The organism is Gluconobacter sp. ESL1110 (assembly GCF_058107395.1).
Genome location: NZ_JBYLUK010000005.1, coordinates 24,207 through 44,092 on the forward strand (window position 1 = coordinate 24,207; position 19,886 = coordinate 44,092).

The following is a 19,886-nucleotide window of genomic DNA, read 5'->3' on the forward strand; positions in this document are numbered from 1 at the left end:
CTCCATAAGTAGGGCCATTATATCGCACAATATCAAATCTTGGGCGATGTTAATGCATGGGAGCCATGCATATTTTGATATTGAGCGATAATATCGCGAACGATATTGAGTGTGCCTCACAGGCCGATCGCAGCCTGATCGATACGGAGTTTTCCATCATGAAGTGCCTCTCCACAGCCATCGCCTTGGCTACCGCTATTGCCGCTGCCCCCGCGCTCGCCGCCCCCGTGCTAGAGCCCACGACCCAGCATTTCCTCAACGGCCTCGCCGACGCCCACGCCCCGGCCATCCCGTCGCTGTCGCCGCACGATGCCCGTGCGCTACTGGACGGCGCGCAGGCGTCGGTGAAGGTCACCGCTCCCTCTGCTCGGATTACCGATCGCGTGCTTCCCATTGGCCCGACCGGCAGCACGCGCATCCGGATCTATCGCCCGCTCGACGCCCCGAACCATGCGCCCGCCATCGTGTATTATCATGGTGCCGGTTGGGTGATGGGCGGCCCAGCCAGCCATGACCGCCTCGTGCGCGACCTGGCGGCGGGCAGCGGTGCGGTGGTGATCTTCGTCGATTACGAACGCTCGCCCGAGGCGCGTTATCCAACTGCGATCGAGCAGGATTATGCGGTTCTGGAGTATGTCGCTCGTCATCCGGTCGAATTCGGGATCGATCCATCCCGCATTGCCATCGCCGGAGACAGCGTCGGCGGTAATATGGTTGCGGTCGTCTCCGCCCTCGTTGCGGAGCGGCATGGACCCAGGCCCGTAGCCCAGATCCTATTCTATCCGGTAACCGATGCCGCGATGAATGATGGATCCTATCGCGAGTTCGCCGGTGGCCCCTGGCTGACAGCGAAAGCCATGGATTATTTCTGGAACCAGTATCTGCCTGCCGGCACTGACCGCGCCCAGCCGCATGTCTCGCCGTTGAACACGCCGGACTCCATCCTGCACGGGCAGGCGCCAGCGCTAGTCATCACAGATGAAAACGATGTCCTGCGTGACGAGGGCGAGGCCTACGCCCGACGCCTGGTCGAAGCCGGTGTGCCTGTCATAACGACCCGCTATAACGCGACGATCCACGATTTTGTTATGCTCAATGCGCTCGCCAAGACGCCGGCATCCACCGCCGCAATCGCCCAGGCAACGCATTTCCTGCGCGATGCCTTTACGAAGGCAAAGTAAAAGAACGGAGGCGGTCTGAAGCAATTTCCTCCAAAAAGAAATAGCGCTTCAGCCTCGCGCCAGCCGCAGTTTCTGCTCCGTCCCTCAGGCACTGACCATGAACCTATCGCTGGCATGACGAGTGCATATATGCGGCGTCTCACGGGGCGGGCAGCTCTCCCCGACGAAGTAGGTGATCTTCAGGAGACGCCCATTTGTATCGTGAAAATCGATTGCGCGAATGACCGATTTTCCGGTCCTACCGCCCAACTGCCGACATTCCGTTTCCCCCCTGATCTGCCTGTCCGCTCAAAAAACGTGAAGCGGACAGGCGACAGACGCCTCATATAGGACATCATCACTATTAATTCCGTTATCCGGAAACGGACGTCTCTAACGCTGAAGCGCAACGCTTATACATGCTTCGGAAATCCAGCTGGACAGGTAATCGATGAGCGCACGCACTTCTGAGGACAGCCATAAGCAGCTAAAGAAACACCTCAACGACTTCATGGCGGCCTATAACTTCGAGAGAAGGCTCAAGACGCTTGAGTGGCCTTACGAATATGTCTGTGAAATCCCGACTTCAGAGCCAAAAAAATTCATTATCAATCCACCTCATCAAACCCCGGGACCAAACACCTTATGTGTTTCCAGCCTGTTATGATGACCTCATGAACGCCCCTGGCCAGGGGCGTTCATGAGGTGAGATACAGCGCTTAACACCTGGTAGCCTGACCACGTTTTCTAGCAGGCTGATCTCGCCTCTCTTCACCGTCTCGAACAGTTGACGGCGGCCCGCTTTCGGGACCGCGAACATAAGAAAGAGAGAGTGATATGTCTGCGCAAACCGTCATTGGAATAGACGTGTCCCGAGACTGGCTCGATGGCTTTTGCCTGCCAGAAAAGCAGAGATTTCGTTTTCAGAATTCACCTGATGGCCATGCCAGATTACTGGAAACTCTTCAGAGTATGCCGGACGGTCTCAAAATTGGGTTTGAAGCCACCGGTGGACAGGAATGGGCACTCTGGCGTCTTCTCATCAGTATGGGACTCAATGCAGTCCAGTTGCCTCCTGCACAGATCAAAGCTTTCGCACTCTCCATGGGGAAACGCGCGAAAACCGATCAGATCGATGCGGAATTGATTGCGCGCTTTATGGCTTTTCGTCCAGAAGCAGGACGAACACTGCCGGATGTAAAACTCCAGTTTCTGCGGGCACTGACGGTGCGCAGAGCTCAGATGGTGGAGGCACGTAAACGGCTTTCTGCCCAGATTTCGGCGCGCCGCAAACAGGGTGTGAGCGCTGAACTGGAGGACATGGACAGCAGTCTCAAAGCATTTCTCGAAAGCCAGATCAGCGAGCTCGAACAACGGATTAAAAGCGTTATCGCAGAGGCAGAAGAACTCTCCGCGAAAGCAGAACTTCTCCGCTCCATTCCTGGGATCGGCCCGGTATCAGTCTCCATGCTTCTCGCAGAAATGCCGGAACTCGGCCGTATGACGGCGACAGAAGCTGCTGCCATGGCCGGACTTGCACCAATGGCTCACGATAGTGGCGCGATGCGGGGGAAACGTGTCATTTCAGGGGGAAGAAGATCTCTCCGTCACGTCCTGTTCCAAGCAGGATTGGCAGCTGCCTGCCATAATCCTGTTCTGAGAGCTGTCGCCAAACGCATGAAACAGCGGAGCAAGCCACATAAACTGGTGATCGTCGCTATCGCACGGTGTCTCATCACAATCGCCAACGCCGTCCTCAAAACAGGCCTGCCATGGCGCATTAGCTCCGCCGCTTAAACACAGTTGCTAAGGAGCGGAGGTAACGCGGCACCGCTGATAGCGGGGCGACCGGCCTGTTCGATAACCCCAAACAGGCAGTGCATGGTGCGCTGTGTCCGCCGGATTACTCATCAGCTTCGTTACGGTGAGACAGGACGGTTCTGAGTTTGTCGGCGTCCGCCGGCATTGCCGGATTATAGACGACCAGGGTCAGGTCCGGTTGGCCGTCGACCGAGAATATCGAGTGTTCGAAGGCGAAGGAGTCGAGAACTGGGTGATCAATGTGCTTGATGGTATCAGCGGGTGCTTCGGTGGTGCGTTTGCCGCAGGTCCATGACCCGGCAGCAGGGGCTTATCAAGCCGCTGATCGAGATTTTTCGTGCAAATGGGACCTGAGCATATGTCGACGAGGGGCGTAATCTGTGGCCTGCAGCGCATGTTCTGGATGTCGGCCGCCTTTACCGGCTGGCCATCGAGAAGGGCGCAACGGGTTCTGCCTGGAATACGGTGACCGAAGAGGGCGTGGCGATGCGCGATATCGTCGAGACACTCGACCGCCGTCTGGATCTACCGGTCCGTTCCCTCTCAGCAGACGAAATACCTGCGTTTTTCGGGCAGTTTGCGATATTCGCAGGCTTCGACATGGCCGCCTCTAGCGTCCTGACCCGGTAGGCATTGGGATGGTAGCCGACCGAACCGGAACGGATTGCCGATCTGGCACAGCTTGAAATCACGGACTGACGCCTGCTTCTTCCACCTCTTGCTAGCGCTATTTACCCAGCCCATATTCCTGCCGTCGTCCGACACTGCTTAACAGACACGGAGGATTCCAAAATGCATTTTTCTCGTATGATTCAGGCCGGCGCCTTTGTTGCTACACTGGCCTGCTGCGCGGCTGCACTGCCTGCGCAGGCTCAAGATGCGTTGCGCGTCGTTGACGCACGGGGACACCAGGTCGGTATCCTGGTCCCGGTCCAGGGCATCGCGACGACAGCGGCAATGCCCGATATCGACATGTTCGAGGCCGTTGATCGCATGATGGCACGCAATATGGCTCTCATGGAGGCGGCCGATCGGACATTGGCCTCGCAGTTGGACGGCGTCCTGCGCGCCGTTCCGGCTGTTGGTCACGACCTCCCGAAGCAGAGCATGTCCTGGCAGCGTTTCGAAACGGTCAGCACCGGTGGACCCACCGCCTGTATGCAGACGATCACGATCACATCGAACGGTCAGGCGGCGCCAATCGTTCATGTGTCACGCACCGGAAGCAAGTCCTGTGCGACGCTCCCCGCGCCGATGGCAGTTGACAATCTCGGAGATCAAAAGACTGGTTCCAAGGCTCTCACCCCCGCCGTCGAGATGCGGACGGAAGTCCCGACGAACGGACACGCTGGAAGCGCTCTATAAGCCAAGTGGTGGCCCAAAAATCCCAGGCCACCATCATAGAAGGAAAATATATTGATTTTCTGCGATCATCGCCATGATGGTTAACGAAAATCAACAAAACCCATGTAATTTTTGCCCGCAACACCGCCACAGAAAATAAATACAAACATAAATAATAAAATTATTCATGAAAAAGAATCTGCATTTCGTGCCCTCTTGACGAGGCAAGCATCTCTTCCAATCTTGCTTTCGCCGGACGCCATCGGGTCCGGCATAGGCTCCCTGAGCCGGACAACTGGAATCCATGTTGCTTTAATCGGAGGATGTGGATGTCGACACTGAAAGGACTTTATTCCCGCTATCGCCGCTCCTTGCGCACAGCCGCCCGGAGATGGCGCAACCGACTGGAGGGAGGCGTATCATGGTAACGCGCCCCCTTTTCGGAGACGATCCGCTAGCTCCGCGTGTCCTCTCCGTGCTCCGCCGCCTGGGTCATGACGGACGTGGCGTGACGCTAACATCTCTGGTGGCCCATACCGGTATACCGGGGATCAGACTTCGCTCCACGCTGGAACGCCTGGTCCAGGCGGGCGCGGTCGCCCCTGCCGGGTGTGATCCCCTGGCTTCTGATCTCGCGTTCCGTCTCCCCATGCGGGCAAGAGCCGCACCGCCAGTTCCGGTCGCGGCGTAAGGCACTGACCGCGCCGGGTAGATCAGAAACGCCTTCTCCGAGCGGAAACGCCGTCTTTTCTGGAACGACCGCACGAATGAGAGGGTGGAGCGGGGCCTTCCATCGGAGGCCCCGCGTCTCTGAAGGTGAGGTCGAAAGCAGAGAGAACAGGGAGATGTCGAGTTTTATCCATTTTCTCAACCTGAAGGCGCTTCAGGACTATTGGAATAACCATCCCTCCTTGCCCCGTTCACTTGTGACGATGGGGCCAGTTTGGTCGCATTCCGCCGGAGAGACGGAGCGAGCGGAACAGACGGCCAAGCAACCTTGGCGCCTTCGGCAGAGGGAGAGACCACACGTCGCTGTCGGTCTCGTCCTCATGCTGCTGGTCGGAATAGCCTCGCCGACATCAGCTCATGCGCCGCATGATGTGCTGTCGTGCGAGACAGAAAAGCAGCCGGTGAACATTCCATCCATGCCACTGGCCCGCGCCATCGAGATGTTGGGCCGGCAGACCGGGTGCCCGGTCCTTGTCGACCCGCCCCTTATGGACGGCCGGACCTCGGCAGCCGTCAAGGGCACCTATACGCCTCAGGGCGCCCTCCTCCATCTGTTCGGGTCCGTGCATGTCGACGTCACCGCCACTGTTTCGGGCTTGAGCGTCAGCCCTCTGGATGCGACGGCTCTGACATCGGGCGACACGCGCGCCAGCCTGAGGACTGCATCATGACTCTTCACACGGACAGGCCGAACAGAATTATGTCGCTTCCGACCGTTCAGATCGGCACAGAACTGGCGGTCCTGCTGGCCGACTATCTTGGCGACGAGGAAAGAGATCGGGGATATGACGGCCTCATGCGTCGGGCGGCTGACCACCGGGTTTACGATCGGGTTTCTCGCTGGAGAACCGCGTCAGACCCGGAACCAACGACCGTCGCCGTGGTCCGAAAACTCCTGCCTGTCGCTGACCGCGCGCACATGGCCAAGGCCCTGGGCTGGTCGTTGGGAGACCTCGAAAACCAGCTGACATCGGCCTTGCCAAAGGCCGTGCGAGATCATGCCAGAACATTGTCCTGTCGTCTGCCACGCTGGCACCGGCTCTGACCCGGATGTGCGCCGGAACGACCACGTGTCTTTCCGCAGACTGTTTCAGTCCGCATGTGGGTCCGCATCCACATCCGAGGGATCGAGCGGTTCGACCAGTCCTTCCTTGTCCGGATCGATTGGTGGCTCCTCTTCGTCAGGTGCAAGCGCCGGATGCGGGCGCTGCTCCTTCTCCCGAGAAGGAAGCGGAGGCGGTTCGAACGGGCGGTGAGCGCCCGTGATCCGTAACGTGTCCTGCATGCGGACATTCTCCATCGCTAAAAGAAAAACCAGACCCAGGACGTGGGAACTATAACGCAATTCATAGATGGGAAAACGGCTATGGAAGACCTCTCCATGAAACGTTCCTGGCAGAGCAGGGACTGGTCCCGCCTCATCAAGCTGTTCAGGGGCCTGACATTCTACGAGCGTTTTGAACAGGCGATCATTCTGACCCTGATTGCGCTCATCATGCTGGTAACCGCCATCGCGACGATTCATCTGATCGGCGCGGTATGGCATCTGGTCGTCGATGTCGGGATCGATCCGATCAACCAGACGATCTTCCAGGCGATTTTTGGCGCGATCTTTACTGTTATCATCGCTCTTGAGTTCAAACACTCCCTGCTGGTCGTTCTTGCCCAGCATGAGAACGTTATCCGGGTGAGAACCATCGTCCTGATCGCCCTCCTGGCGATTGCCCGCAAATTCATCCTGCTGGATCTGCATGATGTGACTGCCATGGAACTGTTCGCTCTCTCGGCAGCTGTTCTGGCTCTGGGCATCGTCTACTGGCTGGTTCGCGAGCAGGATGCGCGTGTCGCGCGCGACGCCAGGGAACAGGCGCCTCTCGAAGATAATCCTGCGGCCCGCTGTGAGCCTGAACGGTCTTCATCCTGAAGAATCGAGGTAAAGGCGGTCTCTAACGCCGCCTTTACTCAAAGCCCCATTACGTCCCGTGCGATGAGGGCGTGTTCTTCGTCGTCTCTGGCCCTGACGGCGCCAGATGATCTGTGTCGATGGGCCGGAACGGCGGAATAGGTTGTCCGGGATAATAGACCGGCCCCTTGTAATTCTGATCCAACTGGCTTGCGTTCAAGCTGTCGACCAGCATATCACCTGTGCCGTCTTCGTAATGAGTGCGAGCTCCGGTTTTGGGGATTGTGGACGTTCCCTCAGTCGCCCTCGCATCGAACGATGTTGCAGCCGCCCGTGCAAGATCAGCAGCATGTGCGTCCGACTGGCTCAGTAGAGACAAGCCCAGAGCAGCGCACGACAGAAATATTTTCATCCTCTTCATGCTCATGACCTTTCGAGACTCTCCCCCGGCCGGATGAATGGCCGGGGGAGAGGTTTCGTCACGCCATCAGGCTGCCTCTTTCCGCGCCTCGATCTGGGGCACGGCTTCCTCCGCGCGTGTCGTAGAGGACGTAATCGCGATACGACGCGGCTTCATCGCTTCGGGTATCTCACGTTTCAGGGTAATGGACAGAAGTCCGTTCTCGAAGTGCGCATCGGTGACTTTCATATGCTCGGCCAGATCGAAGCGGCGTTCGAATTCTCTGCCCGCAATACCCCGATGGAGATATTCGGCGGCGCTTTGCGGCTCCGGTGCCTTTCGTCCTGTCACGACAAGAGTATTGCGCTCCTGGGTGATCGCTAGGTCGTTCTCGGCAAGTCCGGCAACCGCCATGTCGATGCGGTAATCATCCTCACCGGTCTTGATGATATCGTAAGGTGGCCAGTTATCGGCCGTCGGAATTCGACCGGCGAGATCAAGGGCATTGAGCATTCTGTCAAAGCCCACGCTCGAACGGAACAGGGGAGCAAAATCAACGGTGGCTCTCATAGCCATATCCTCCTTTGAGCAACATGGACACAAGATCAAAACTGATAGTTCTGTCTGCCGACCCCTTCGGCGGTCGGCAAATTCAATCTGGGAACTCCATGCATGGTGTCAAGAGGCATCAAAAATGCAGAAGGGCAGGTTTGGGCGTCCTCTATCGTTCGCGTCTTCATTGCCTGCGCGTCTTCGCGAGTGAGACGGACCGATGCCCATTTCACGAGCATCATGCTATAAAGCATCATCGCGTGTTCAGAGTGGACCAGAACAATGCCTGATAGCGTTAGATGGAGGTTGCTGGCCGTGGCTTTCGCCGCGACCATGCTGAGTGCGGCTCCGGCGGAGGCCAGGCCGTGGATTTATGCTGGACCACCAGTTGTCGTTCCGCCACCAGTCGTGGTCGCGCCGCCACCTCCGCCTGTCGTGATTGCACCACCTCCCGTCACGATCATTCGCTCCCCACCACCGGTGCCACCCTACGAAATGGTGCCCCTGCCACGCCGAGGTTATGTCTGGGAGCCGGGCCGCTGGTTCTGGACTCCGCGCGGCTACATCTGGCGAAGAGGCTGGTGGCGGCGTTGAAATGACGTCCAATTGGCGGATTTGAAAATCGGAGAAATCGAAAAGCCGTTTATTGATATGTCTTGGCCCGTAATTTCTGGTTTTTGACGTATTGATTGACGGTTCTTTGGAGTTGCTTTTGATCAGCGTTTTGAGCAGATCAGGGGCTGTCCCCCGCTGGATAGCTATGCGCTCGCGTTCAATCTTTCGAGGAAGAGGAAGCGGCGCATGTTGTAGACACGATATTGGCGAGCCCGATCCTCATGGTGGCTCGGGTGATGCCGACGGTCCGGATGAACAATCCTGTCTGTGACTTCTGATCGGCAAAGACGTGCTCAACGCGGGATCGGATCACCGATTTTCCCGCGTTGGATCTCTGGATATGCAGGGGCATCGGTTTGAGATGCGGTTTTTTTCTGTGACCTTTGAGACAAAACCCTCTTTGCCCATGAAGTCTTCGTTGGCTTTTGAGCGATAGGTCGTGTTGACCCACACCGTTGAGGCCGTATTGGTTTTATCCAGAAGCCCCTCTCTCAATCGTGCGCCATCACTGGCGGCGGCATGCGTCGTCTTCCATTTGCGGATGAACCGAAACTTCCGGTCGATGGAGATATGTGATTTGTAGCCAAAGAACGGGTTGGCGAGATCGCTGGGTGGCATGGTTCCATCGTCCTGCCGCTTCGCCTTCGTGAACTTCAGTGTCCATCGTGCATGACGATCCTTGTGCGACAGCTTTGCGGACTTGTCCTGCCAGTCTTCGAGAATACCTCCTGCTCGCAGATCAGCTTTCTCCGCATTGGTATTGCACTGCTTCGGAGCAGCCACCCGTGTTGCATCCAGGATCTGGCCCGACATCGGCAGATAACCCGCGTTCCGCAGGGTCGCGTCAAATCGGTCAAACAGTCTTTCAATGGTCCCCGCCTGGGTCAGACGCTCGCGGAACAGCCAGAGTGTTTTGGCATCCGGCACACGGTCCGACAGCCCCAGGCCAAGGAAACGCATGAATGACAGGCGGCCGTTGATCAGATACTCTGTCCGCTCATCAGACAAATTGTTCAGCGTCTGGATCACCAGGATTTTGAACATCAGTACCGGATCAAACGGCGGACGGCCGCCCTGATCTGAATAAGCCAGGGCCTTTTCCAGATCAGGGCGGAACACCTCAAAATCCACCGTCCGGGAAAACGCTTCGAGCTGATCGCCAAGTCCGCTCAATCGAGCAAGCCGCTCTTCAACATCAAAGAAACCAAGCTGTTTCATGATCCATGCCCCCAATCAGATCCGGAGGAATGAAATCACAGAAGAACCCTCCAATCGGGATCGAACGAAAAACATTATAGTTGGCATAACAAATATTATGCGACATAATTTTTAGTGCTGGAAATCATAATATAAAAGTCTTGTTTTCTCTCTGACCACAATCAAAGGAATAGCGTTAGAGTTGAGCGCCCGTGCCTGGAACGATAGGATCTTCCGCAAAAGGTCGGTTCAGGATGCCAAGCACTTCATCTGCAACGTAAATCCTATTGCGGGCATAGCCAGTTCGCTCTCTTAGTATCCCAGCCTGGCAAAGCTGGCCAATTGCCGTGTGAGCAGCGGGTGGCGTAATCGACAGCAAAGTTCCCAGCCGTGGAGCCGTCAGAACCGGATAATCCCTAAGGATATCAAGCGCTCGTAGCGCTGCTGATCCCTTTCGGAATGAACGACGAATCAACCATGCAGCGTTCAGGGTTCTGAGAGCTTCACGGGTGATGCGTAACTCCTGAACCGTTTGAACAATGGCATTCGATACAAAGCCGATCAGAGGAAGCCAGTTCAGTTTCTGCTGTGCTTGTTTGAGTGCTGCATAATAAGCCTGTTTGTGGAGCTCTATATACGGTGAGAGATAGAGCGGAACGTGTTTCTCAGCTGCCATCATCAAAGGCAGCAGGAGCCGACCTACACGGCCATTTCCATCTCGGAACGGATGAACAGCCTCGAAATGAGCATGGGCTAACGCCATCCGGGTAATCAGAGACTGGGTCATCATCTGCATCCCGTCTTCCCGCATGTAATCCAGGGTCTCTTCCAGAAAATGAGGGACTTCAGCCGGTGGTGGAGGATTATAGACAGAGTACGCAATGTGCCCATTGCCGCCAATCCATACGACCTCCTGCCGGAAATCTCCTGGAGTATCCCGGTAGGATGCATCATGCCCGAGTACACTACGATGCAGGTTCTGGATCAGATCGACCTGAAAGATTTGACGGCCCGCAATAAGAGCCGATGGCACGAACCGCTCCAGAGCCAGCGCGTAATCCCGAACCTGTCGAACCACCTGCCCCCCCTGGTCGTCATCTTCGTCAGCAATAAGAAGTTCATCCAGGGTGCTATGGGTTCCTTCCATCGCCGAACTGCTGACAGCTTCACGGCGGCTGAGAATACGACTGATCTGATAAGGGTCTGGGAGAGAGCGTGCAATCTCATCAGCCTGTCCCAATGCCAGCTGGGCTTCGGAATGCACCGCTGTGATTTCTTCAAGAGGAATTCCTTCCTCCGGAAGAGGGAGAGGAAGAACCCCGTAGTGATGCTCATAAGGGGCTGGAAGACGCACCAGACGCTCACGGACACCACCGGATAGTTCAGTTCGCTTCATGCCCAAACCTTTATCAGAGAACTTGAAAAAACAATCTTATTAAAGGTTATCAAAGAAAGCTTTCAATAATTTTCTCTTTTCGAGACTGTGTGAAAGGTTGGCGGATATGGATGCAATCAACATTTTGTCCTGACGATGGACAGACGAGTGCTACGAAATTAGGGCATTGTGGCCCTGACTGACTCAGAGAGCTAATCCCCCTTGTTGGGACACTGGTTGGACTAAAATGTCGTACCGCGTGAGAGTCTAGTGAGCAGCTCATCTACGCCCTGGGAACAGTGGTTCGCATGTCCAATTAACGATCAAATCAACCGATTGTAATCCTATTCAGTCTAGATGGAAGATGCTAATTATCCTGCTAAAGGCGAGAGACATAGTGCGCCTTCCGGCCTGTGAAACAACGGAAAAGTCTCTCAGACGCATTGTCATAACGTCCCGTTCGGAGTGTGACGCAAATCAGGCCCTGTGACTCAGTCTTCCGGTCGAGGATTTCAGATGACGATTTCTCTTGAAGCACTCAAAAGACAGGCCCGACAGGAAAGCCAGTCTGGCGCATTGTCTTACACGCAAGCTCTCGAACGCCTCTCCAAACAGCATGGGTTCCGGACGTTTGCGGCCCTGAAGGCCAGCCTCTCCAAGTCAGTGCCCACGGATCTCCAGCACTCAGACATTAAGAAAATACACACTTCTCCATGCGGGTTGAAGTGGACGCTGATCGAGCCGGTTTTTGTCGGAGACTTAAAGGATGCTCCTCCATTTTCCATGGATCAGATCGAGCTGATAGGCGACCGGCTGATTAAGACCAATCATTCCATTCCCCTGCCGAAAGAGCTTATCGAGTATCTGGAGCCCGTATGGAACTCTTATGCTGCGGACGTTTCCAAGAGCGACGCCTCGTAGATTAAGTGGCTGCTCCTCCGTTCGCTGAAAGATTGACCCGCCTCAGTCTCGAACTGGGACGTCTGGACCAGGCGCTGAGAGGGGCGTCAGTGACGCCTGCTGTTGTGTTCCGACAACGCCTGGCTGCCATCCAGCGTCACTGCGCTGTCGATGGCTGGATGATTGATCCCTGGTATCTCGTCGCTGAACTGCATGGTCTTGCTCCGAAAGTGGTCGGGCAGGACAGTTTCGAGCGCGGCACGTCCGTGGATGCTGCCTCTCATGCCTTTACGCTCTGGCGTTGGCATGCTCACCCGGATGAGATGCAGACAAATGCCATTGCCGAAGCTGAAGCGTTCCTGAACGATCAGTCGTCAGGCTGGGGACCGATCCTCGATGCAGGCAGTGCTTTTCATCGTTGGCTGGCGTCCGGGCGTCACCGTGCTCCCTTCTGTGCAGCGTTAGGGCGGTACTGGCATTCCCATGATATTCTCCGGACGCCTTTGATCCTGACAGGCATTGAGTCACTCACGCCAGGAACCCCTTGGGAAATTGAGTCCTGGCTGTGCTGGTGGCTTGATGCTCTTCTGGCCGAAGTCCGCGAGGCGCACGATCTCCTCCGTCAGCTGGAGCGAGCCAGGAGGCAGGCGCTTGAGAGATGCGGCGCGCAACGTCGGCATTCGCGCGCACCCCAGGCGATCAATGTGCTGGCGATCCAGCCGCTCATGTCCGCGTCCATGCTGGCGGATCGTCTCGGCATGTCGCTGAAAAGCGCGCTACAGCTTCTCAGCGTGTTCCAGGACCGAGGCATTGTTGTGGAAGTCACCCATCGGGCCGCTCATCGCCTGTTCGGTCTTGCCGGAATGGACTCCCTCCGCGACGTTGTGACACCGCCCAAGCGACCCACTCCCGGCCGAAAGCGCGGGCGCCCGCGCAAGAATGATCCGTTCACGACACAATCTATCCCGAAGGACGAGATGACGCAGCTCCCGCCGATAGCCCGGCTGGATCCGGTTCAGTTCGATTATGAGGATCTGGCTGCAGCCATGGATCAGGCGGATGAAGCCATGATGCGAAGTTCCCGGCTAATTGCCCGCCTCAAGGGAAAGACAGCCAGCTAGATCGCTCATCTGATCAGAGAACCTGAAGGGATGACTCTTTCAGCGGCCTCTGCAGTTTCAGGGCGGCCGGTGTGGGGGCCGTCAGCCAGGTCTCGATCTCTCCCCGGTCTTCCAGAATAACGGGCATGGCTTTGGGATGGTAGGGCGCGACCACTGCGTTTGCTTCCGTTGTCAGGAAGCCGAAAAGATCGGCCGTGACCTCGCCTTCCTTGAGTTTGCGCACCGAGGTCCAGGACGTCCATATCCCGGCAAAAAAGCGGAGAGGCTTCGTCTCATCGGCGGCAAACCATACTGAACGAAACGATCCGTCATCCTGACGCGCCTGTTCCGAGAAGGCCGTAAACGGCACCACGCAGCGATGCGGAACGCCCAGCCAGCGTCGCCAGTGCGGAGACGCCGTATTGCGGATGTTCGTTACCCCCCGGTCGACCTTGTGTCCTTTGAGGGCAAAGGCCGGAGACGGCATACCCCATCGGGCCAGAACCAGCTCCCGGCCGTTTTGCCTGTTGCGCACAATCGCCGCCGCGTAATCCGGATAGACATCCGGCATGAGGGGAAGATTGCCCGTATGGTCATTGAGAACCTCCGCAAGAGCGCGGATCTCATCCTGTGAGGACGTCTGGGCATAGAGGTTACACATGACTGCTCTTCTGTTTTGAAGCCGAATGTCCCATGCGGGACAGACTATCGAAGAAGAAACACCGATCGCTGTGCCTCTGTTTCCTTTTCAGAAGAAATAGAGAGTCTTTTGTTGTTGGTGCGGTGGACTTGTGGGCAGAGGAGCGCCCCTGGGTCAGCTCGCAAGAGCTGTCCCGGGGGCGTGAGTGACCGCCCGCAGGCGGCTGTCCACAAATCCACCGCCACGAGCAGATCCTATCTTTCCCCTGATCATCGTCACGTGCTCTCGGTCATTGAGGCTGCTGCCGACGCTGTGCACAATCTTCCGCACCTGCTGGCGGAGCAGACAGAATCAAAAGAGGTCGCCCTTATCGGCGCAGTGACGACCGCAAAGAAGACCCTGACAACGCTCAAAATGGGCTGATAAACTGCTCTTCTAAGCCTGTTGGGCGGAGAGATAACGCTGTCTTACACAGCGGTGTCTCTCAAAAATTAACTTGCGTCCCGCGTTCATTTGTTCTCTTTCTGTTCTCATTAAGGAGAACAGTCATGACTTCGAACGCGCTGGCGCGTCTGCGCGAGCAGGTCCGATGCCTGGAGCGTCGGAGCCTGTCTCACTCTATACTCCGGGTGCTGCCAACAGGCCTGCTACCGGTCGATAACCATCTGGGCGGCGGCCTCAAAACCGCCAGCCTGCATGACATCCTTGTGCCCGATCCGCTCGAGATCGGGGCCAGCCTCGCCCTGCTTCTGCCTCTGCTCGCGCGCAGTGGCCAGCCTGTTTTCTGGCTGGGGACGGCTCCCCCTCAACTTCATGCCTGGGGACTGCATCAGACCGGAATGTCGATCCGGCACCTGATCTGCGTTGAAAGCGATGACGCCAGTGTTCTGGCCGTCGCCGAGGACATCCTGCGCGGTCCCGAGCGCGCTCTTGTCGTGATATCCGGTCCGCATATTCCCTCCCTGACAGAAGTGCGTCGTCTGAACCTCGCCGCCGAAAGCAGCGGGAATACCGGCTTCTTCCTGCGCCCTGTCAGCGTCTCCCGCTCCTCCGGCAAAGACCCCTGCGCCTGCGCCACACGCTGGCAGATCACCTCTCATCCTTCAGCCCCTCTCTGTCTGCCGGGACAGGGTTTGCCACTTCCCGGCCCCCGCCGTCTTTCCGTCTCGCTGTTGCGGGTGCGTGGAGGACGTCCTGCCCACTGGCACCTCGACTGTCCTGACCATGCGCCGCTTTCTCGCCCTGTGGCTCCCCTTCTGGCGCACCGAGCGCCTCCAGCTCTGCCAGCCGGATCATTACCCTCCCGATCGCCCGCTTGTCGTGCACGCGCCTGAGCACAACCGCCAGACGCTCACGGCCGTCAATCCGGTGGCACTGGCGGCCGGGCTGAAACCCGGCCTGCCGCTGGCCCAGGCACGGAGCCTTGTGCCGGATCTCCTGTGCGTCGAGCAGGACACAGACGCCGATGATGAGGCTCTGCTGGACCTCTGTTCCTGGCTCCTGTGGCTTTCACCCCTGCCCGCTCTGGATGCGCCCGATGGCCTTTATAGCGACACAACCGGCTGTGCCCATCTCTACGGCGGCGAAGAGGCCATGCTGTCACTCGTCCGGATGCGTCTTTCCGAAAAAGGTCATGTCTGCTCTCTGGCTTTAAGTGACAGTGCCGCGGCCTCGCGCGCACTCGCACGCTCCTGCCTCGATCGGGCCTATGTCATTCCGCCCGGTCAGCAAAAACAGGCTCTGGACCGACTGCCCTGTTCGGCCCTGCCGATTGCCCCGGAAACAGCGTCCCGTCTCAATCGCCTTGGACTGACAACCATTGGCGCGCTTGCGGCACTTCCCCGCGCGCCTTTGACCAAGCGGTTCGGCGTGGAGCTTCTCACCTGTCTGGATGAAGCCCTTGGCCGTCAGACCAGGCCGCTGAACGTGGTTCAGGTGCGTGACCGGATCTCGCTCTCGCGCTCGCTTGTTGAGCCTATCGGCACGGCCGAAGCGATTGCGACCGTGATCGAGGCTCTTGTGCCGGAAGCCTGCGCCTCGCTGTCCCGTCGCGGGGAAGGCGCACGGCAAATCGATTTTCTCTGTGTGCGTGTTGACAGCACGGTCCAGGCCATCCGGGTGGGCACCTCCGATGCGAGCTCGGATACGCCCCGCATCATCCGTCTTCTCAAGGATCAGATTTCCCGGATTGAGCCCGGCTTTGGCATCGAGGCTGTCACGTTGACGATCAGCGCCAGCGAGCCCATGGAGGCCGGCCCGGATCGCCCGGTGCTCTCAGACCCAGAGGACTGTCAGGCGGACACGCTGCCCGCGAGCCTCATCGACCGGCTGTTGAACCGTCCGGGGGTTGTTTCTGTCCACCAGCTCGCGCCCCGGTTTTCCGCCTGGCCAGAGGACGCGCAGTCTCGCGTTTCCCCGGACGACATGGCAAAACCGCCTTTCGCGAGCCAGATGCTCTGGGCGCGGCCGAACATCCTGTTCGATCTGCCCGTCCGGGTGCAGGTGACTGCCCTGCTCCCGGACGGTGCGCCCCGCCAGTTCGTCCTAAAGCGACAAACGCATCGCATTGCGGCGGCCGATGGCCCCGAACGTCTGCTGGGTGAGTGGTGGCAGACGGCCGAAAGCTACGGCGCGATCCGCGACTACTGGCAGGTCGAGACCACGACCGGCCTGCGCCTGTGGCTGTTTCGCAAAGGGGACGGAGCCCACGACTGGTCCGGGTCGGGCGACTGGTTTCTTCAGGGGATCTTCTGATGGAGCCCCGTGATGACCTGATCCCGGCCAGCACCTCGGACGTGGCCGAAGTCCTGATGCACGCGCTCTGCTACGACGGACGCAGGCGGACTCATGACGCCGCCGAGCTGATGGCCCGTCTCGTGGCCGAACGGCTGGTCGCCTATCTGGAACGCTCGGGCTTCGTGGTCATGCGCGCGCCGACCAGCAACGCGCCTGACAGCAGCCGGCACCCGCATCCGCACAGGCGCTGAGCCATGAGCGCGCCTTACGTCGAATTGCAGGTGACATCTTCGTTTTCGTTCCTGCGCTCGGGCAGCCAGCCGGATGAACTGATGTTCCAGGCAAAGGCCCTGGGGTATAACACTATCGGTCTGACCGACTGGAACACCGTGGCCGGCGTGATCCGCGCGCATCTGGCGGCGCGTGAGGCCGGTCTGCGTCTTCTACCGGGATGTCGTCTAACTCTGCGCGATGGCAGCGCGCTCCTGGCCTATCCCCGCAATCGCGCAGGCTGGGCGGGTCTGTGTCAGCTCCTGACCCTTGGTCATCACCGGGGCGAGCGGGACGTGTTTCTTCTGGAGTGGGAGGATCTCGTCGCAGCGGCACCGGATCTCCTCCTGATCCTGTTGCCGCCTGAGGATCTGGCCGCGCTTCCCGGGCACGTTCAGAGCCTGCTGGACCTGCCCGGACAAAGGGCAGGCGAAGAAGAAATCCGGTTTCTCGCGCTGACCATGCTCCGACAGCTGGGAGACCTGGCGCGGCTTCACGCGCTCGCGGCGTTCAGTGCGCCACAAGGTCTGGCCTGCGTTGTGACGGGAGATGTTCTCTACCACGATGCGCGCCGTCACGTTCTTCAGGACGTCGTCACGGCGATCCGGGAAGGCTGTACCGTCGATGATCTTGGCAATCGCCGTCATGTTCACGCCGATCGCCATCTGAAAACCCCTGAAGAGCAGACCCGCCTGTTCGCCGCCTTTCCTGACGCCCTGGCCAACACGCGACGGATTGCCGAGGCCTGTGCTTTCAGTCTCGATGACCTGACGTACCAGTATCCGACCGAAACCGAGCGCACAGGCGAAAGCGCGCAGCAGACCCTGACACGCCTGGTCCAGGCCGCGCTACCGCGTCGCTACCCGGCCGGGGCGCCGCCTGAGGTCGAGACGCAGATTGCCCACGAGCTGAAGCTGATCGGCTCTCTGGCCTACGCGCCGTATTTCCTGACCGTGAACACCATTGTCCGTCATGCCCGCTCGCTTGGCATTGTCTGTCAGGGACGGGGATCGGCCGCAAACTCGGCCGTCTGCTATGTTCTGGGCATCACGAGTATTGATCCGGTCCGCTCGGGCCTGCTGTTCGAGCGGTTCATCTCGGCCGAACGGCAGGAACCGCCAGACATCGACGTGGATTTCGAGAGCGACCGCCGCGAAGAAGTCATCCAGTGGATCTACCGTCACTACGGCCGCCACCGCGCGGCCCTGTGCGCGACCGTGCAGCGCTATCAGCCCAAAGGCGCGTTGCGGGAAGTGGGGAAGGTTCTGGGGCTGCCCGAAGATCTGACCGGCCAGCTTTCAAAACATATCGCCTCATCGTTAGCCGATCCCGATCTGTGCAAGGCGCGAGCGGCCAATCTTGGCCTGAACCTGAAAGATCGCCGCCTCAGTCTGACCTTCCATCTCGCGCGCCTGCTTCTCGGCTTTCCGCGCCAGCTTGGCACCCATCCGGGCGGATTTGTGCTGACCGAAGATCGTCTGGACGAGCTTGTGCCCCTGATGCCGACGGCCATGGACGGGCGACAGATCATCGTCTGGGACAAGGACGACATCGACGTGTTGCGGTTCATGAAGGTGGACGTTCTGGGATTAGGAATGCTCGGCTGTCTGCGTCGCGGGTTCGAGCTGCTGCACACCGTGTATCAGACCCGCATGGATCTCGCTTCGATCCCGGCCGAGGATCCGCAGACCTATCGCATGATCCAGAAGGCGGACACGCTCGGCACGTTCCAGATCGAAAGCCGGGCACAGATGTCGATGCTGCCGCGCATGAAGCCCCGAACCTTTTACGATCTGGTGATTCAGGTGGCGATCGTCCGGCCGGGTCCGATCCAAGGCGATATGGTCCATCCCTATCTCCGCAGAAGAGAGAAACTGGAGCCTGTCACCTACCCGTCCGAGACCCTGCGCGGAATTCTGGGGAAAACACTGGGTGTCCCGCTGTTCCAAGAGCAAGCAATGCAGGTCGCGATTCACTGCGCGGGCTTCACGCCAGGCGGAGCGGACCAGCTCCGCCGTGCGATGGCAACATTCAAAATGACAGGTGGGGTGTCACCGTTCCGGGACAAGCTGGTGAACGGGATGCTGGCCAACGGCTATGAGCACGAGTTTGCCGAACAGACCTTCGCGCAGCTCGAAGGGTTTGGCAGCTATGGGTTCCCCGAAAGCCACGCCGCCTCGTTTGCCCTGATTGCCTACGCCTCGGCCTGGATGAAATGCCATTATCCGGATGTGTTCTGTGCCGCCCTGCTGAACTCTCAGCCGATGGGATTTTATGCGCCCTCGCAGATTGTTCAGGACGCACAGCGGCATGGGGTCGAGGTCCGGCCGATCTGCATCAACGCCTCACGGTGGGACTGCACGCTGGAGCGCGGCCGGAACGGACGGCACGCGGCCGTCAGGCTGGGCTTTCGAATGGTGAAGGGGCTGGCGAACGGACACGGCGCAGCCCTGATCGCCGCCCGTATGCCGGATTATGAGAGCATTGATGATGTGTGGCGCCGTGCGGATGTGCCGGTCTCTGCCCTCGAATGTCTGGCGGAAGCAGATGCCTTTAGGGTGTTCGGGCAGATGCGGCGGGCAGCGCTTTGGTCGATCAAAGGGCTGGCGGATACCGCCCTGCCGTTGTTTGAGGCAGCGGATCGGGGCCGGAACTTTCCGCTGCCGGAAGTGATCGAACCGGAGATTACCTTGCCACTGATGTCAGAGTGGGCCTCAGTGCATGAGGATTATCGGGCGACGGGACTCAGTCTGAACGGGCATCCCGTCGCGTTTCTACGGGAGGTCTTACGAGAAGAAGGGATCGTTCGTTGCGGGGATCTCCCTTATCTACGGGATGGGCGTCGGATTCAGCTCACCGGATTGGTGTTGATGCGGCAGAGGCCAGGAACGGCGAACGGCACCATGTTCGTCACGATCGAGGACGAAACCGGCACGGCCAATCTGATTGTCTGGAAGGATGTGCAGGAGGAACACCGGCTTCCTCTTCTCGCGTCCCGTCTTCTGGCCTGCAAGGGACGGCTTCAGAAGGAAGGTGATGTGATCCATGTCGTTGTGCTCAGTCTGGAAGACCGCACGCCGTTGCTTCAGGGATCGGAGCTGTTGAAGGCACGGGACTTTCGGTAGGGGACAACACCGGATCGGC

At 58.5% G+C, this 19,886-nt stretch carries 21 protein-coding genes and 2 pseudogenes; 17 read left to right on the plus strand and 6 right to left on the minus strand.

Going from position 1 to position 19,886, the window contains the following annotated elements:
- Positions 1-56: 56 nt before the first annotated feature.
- The 8 genes and pseudogenes from AC3B6F_RS01990 to AC3B6F_RS02025 all read left to right on the plus strand — a co-directional run bounded on the left by AC3B6F_RS01990 (position 57) and on the right by AC3B6F_RS02025 (position 6,099).
- The gene (locus tag AC3B6F_RS01990) at positions 57-1,181 is read left to right on the plus strand and encodes an alpha/beta hydrolase (RefSeq protein ID WP_226993317.1); all 1,125 of its coding nucleotides are present in this window, start codon (positions 57-59) and stop codon (positions 1,179-1,181) included.
- 451 nt (positions 1,182-1,632) lie between these two features.
- A pseudogene (locus tag AC3B6F_RS01995) lies at positions 1,633-1,827 on the plus strand (hypothetical protein); the annotation flags it as partial.
- A gap of 170 nt (positions 1,828-1,997) precedes the next feature.
- Complete coding sequence (locus AC3B6F_RS02000; protein WP_010505624.1) at positions 1,998-2,957, plus strand: IS110 family RNA-guided transposase; 960 nt, start codon at positions 1,998-2,000, stop codon at positions 2,955-2,957.
- A gap of 489 nt (positions 2,958-3,446) precedes the next feature.
- Entirely contained in the window at positions 3,447-3,611 is a 165-nt protein-coding gene (locus tag AC3B6F_RS02005) for a hypothetical protein (RefSeq protein ID WP_226993316.1), read from the plus strand.
- Positions 3,612-3,773: 162 nt separating this feature from the next.
- Positions 3,774-4,346 carry a hypothetical protein gene (locus AC3B6F_RS02010; RefSeq protein ID WP_010505628.1) on the plus strand — a complete coding sequence of 191 codons (573 nt, stop codon included), beginning with the start codon at positions 3,774-3,776 and terminating at the stop codon, positions 4,344-4,346.
- A 400-nt stretch (positions 4,347-4,746) separates the two neighbouring features.
- Entirely contained in the window at positions 4,747-5,016 is a 270-nt protein-coding gene (locus tag AC3B6F_RS02015; protein ID WP_415550017.1) for a hypothetical protein, read from the plus strand.
- Positions 5,017-5,170: 154 nt separating this feature from the next.
- Positions 5,171-5,725: a hypothetical protein gene (locus tag AC3B6F_RS02020; protein WP_489823221.1), complete on the plus strand. Its 555-nt coding sequence runs from the start codon at positions 5,171-5,173 to the stop codon at positions 5,723-5,725.
- Positions 5,722-6,099, plus strand: a complete 378-nt coding sequence (locus AC3B6F_RS02025) for a hypothetical protein (protein ID WP_489823222.1) — start codon at positions 5,722-5,724, stop codon at positions 6,097-6,099. Before AC3B6F_RS02020 ends, AC3B6F_RS02025 begins: the two co-directional genes overlap by 4 nt.
- Before the next feature lie 45 nt (positions 6,100-6,144).
- Here AC3B6F_RS02025 and AC3B6F_RS02030 read toward each other — a convergent pair whose 3' ends face one another.
- Complete coding sequence (locus AC3B6F_RS02030; protein ID WP_176612487.1) at positions 6,145-6,339, minus strand: hypothetical protein; 195 nt, start codon at positions 6,337-6,339, stop codon at positions 6,145-6,147.
- An 81-nt stretch (positions 6,340-6,420) separates the two neighbouring features.
- Between AC3B6F_RS02030 and AC3B6F_RS02035 the strand changes: the two genes are divergently transcribed.
- Positions 6,421-6,978 (plus strand): phosphate-starvation-inducible PsiE family protein, encoded by a 558-nt coding sequence (locus tag AC3B6F_RS02035; protein WP_077931518.1) that lies wholly within the window; start codon positions 6,421-6,423, stop codon positions 6,976-6,978.
- Between the two features lie 49 nt (positions 6,979-7,027).
- Here AC3B6F_RS02035 and AC3B6F_RS02040 read toward each other — a convergent pair whose 3' ends face one another.
- Positions 7,028-7,369, minus strand: a complete 342-nt coding sequence (locus AC3B6F_RS02040) for a hypothetical protein (RefSeq protein ID WP_489823223.1) — start codon at positions 7,367-7,369, stop codon at positions 7,028-7,030.
- 75 nt (positions 7,370-7,444) lie between these two features.
- On the minus strand, positions 7,445-7,927 hold the full coding sequence (locus AC3B6F_RS02045) for an Hsp20 family protein (RefSeq protein ID WP_075624222.1): 483 nt from the start codon (positions 7,925-7,927) through the stop codon (positions 7,445-7,447).
- Between the two features lie 264 nt (positions 7,928-8,191).
- Here AC3B6F_RS02045 and AC3B6F_RS02050 point away from each other — a divergent pair, with 264 nt between their 5' ends.
- Complete coding sequence (locus AC3B6F_RS02050) at positions 8,192-8,503, plus strand: YXWGXW repeat-containing protein (RefSeq protein WP_489823224.1); 312 nt, start codon at positions 8,192-8,194, stop codon at positions 8,501-8,503.
- Between the two features lie 164 nt (positions 8,504-8,667).
- Here AC3B6F_RS02050 and AC3B6F_RS02055 read toward each other — a convergent pair.
- Both AC3B6F_RS02055 and AC3B6F_RS02060 read right to left on the minus strand, forming a co-directional pair.
- Positions 8,668-9,745: pseudogene (locus tag AC3B6F_RS02055) on the minus strand (IS5 family transposase).
- 172 nt (positions 9,746-9,917) lie between these two features.
- Positions 9,918-11,117: a Fic family protein gene (locus AC3B6F_RS02060; RefSeq protein WP_489823225.1), complete on the minus strand. Its 1,200-nt coding sequence runs from the start codon at positions 11,115-11,117 to the stop codon at positions 9,918-9,920.
- 495 nt (positions 11,118-11,612) lie between these two features.
- Here AC3B6F_RS02060 and AC3B6F_RS02065 point away from each other — a divergent pair, with 495 nt between their 5' ends.
- Together AC3B6F_RS02065 and AC3B6F_RS02070 are read left to right on the plus strand one after the other, a co-directional pair.
- Positions 11,613-12,017 carry a glyoxalase superfamily protein gene (locus AC3B6F_RS02065; RefSeq protein ID WP_064275437.1) on the plus strand — a complete coding sequence of 135 codons (405 nt, stop codon included), beginning with the start codon at positions 11,613-11,615 and terminating at the stop codon, positions 12,015-12,017.
- A 32-nt stretch (positions 12,018-12,049) separates the two neighbouring features.
- Positions 12,050-13,117, plus strand: a complete 1,068-nt coding sequence (locus AC3B6F_RS02070; RefSeq protein WP_489823226.1) for a hypothetical protein — start codon at positions 12,050-12,052, stop codon at positions 13,115-13,117.
- 13 nt (positions 13,118-13,130) lie between these two features.
- Here the strand turns inward: AC3B6F_RS02070 and AC3B6F_RS02075 are convergent, their stop codons facing one another.
- The gene (locus AC3B6F_RS02075) at positions 13,131-13,757 is read right to left on the minus strand and encodes an SOS response-associated peptidase (RefSeq protein ID WP_489823227.1); all 627 of its coding nucleotides are present in this window, start codon (positions 13,755-13,757) and stop codon (positions 13,131-13,133) included.
- Between the two features lie 180 nt (positions 13,758-13,937).
- Here AC3B6F_RS02075 and AC3B6F_RS02080 point away from each other — a divergent pair, with 180 nt between their 5' ends.
- From AC3B6F_RS02080 to AC3B6F_RS02100, 5 genes are all read left to right on the plus strand, one after another.
- The gene (locus AC3B6F_RS02080; protein WP_489823228.1) at positions 13,938-14,159 is read left to right on the plus strand and encodes a hypothetical protein; all 222 of its coding nucleotides are present in this window, start codon (positions 13,938-13,940) and stop codon (positions 14,157-14,159) included.
- Positions 14,160-14,284: 125 nt separating this feature from the next.
- Positions 14,285-15,070 carry an ImuA family protein gene (locus AC3B6F_RS02085; RefSeq protein WP_489823229.1) on the plus strand — a complete coding sequence of 262 codons (786 nt, stop codon included), beginning with the start codon at positions 14,285-14,287 and terminating at the stop codon, positions 15,068-15,070.
- Complete coding sequence (locus AC3B6F_RS02090) at positions 14,961-16,490, plus strand: Y-family DNA polymerase (RefSeq protein WP_489823230.1); 1,530 nt, start codon at positions 14,961-14,963, stop codon at positions 16,488-16,490. The genes AC3B6F_RS02085 and AC3B6F_RS02090 overlap by 110 nt, the downstream gene beginning before the upstream one ends.
- The gene (locus AC3B6F_RS02095; RefSeq protein ID WP_041240859.1) at positions 16,490-16,723 is read left to right on the plus strand and encodes a PDDEXK family nuclease; all 234 of its coding nucleotides are present in this window, start codon (positions 16,490-16,492) and stop codon (positions 16,721-16,723) included. The genes AC3B6F_RS02090 and AC3B6F_RS02095 overlap by 1 nt, the downstream gene beginning before the upstream one ends.
- Positions 16,724-16,726: 3 nt before the next feature.
- A complete protein-coding gene (locus tag AC3B6F_RS02100; RefSeq protein WP_489823231.1) occupies positions 16,727-19,867 on the plus strand; it encodes an error-prone DNA polymerase in 3,141 nt (1,046 codons plus the stop codon).
- Positions 19,868-19,886: the final 19 nt, after the last annotated feature.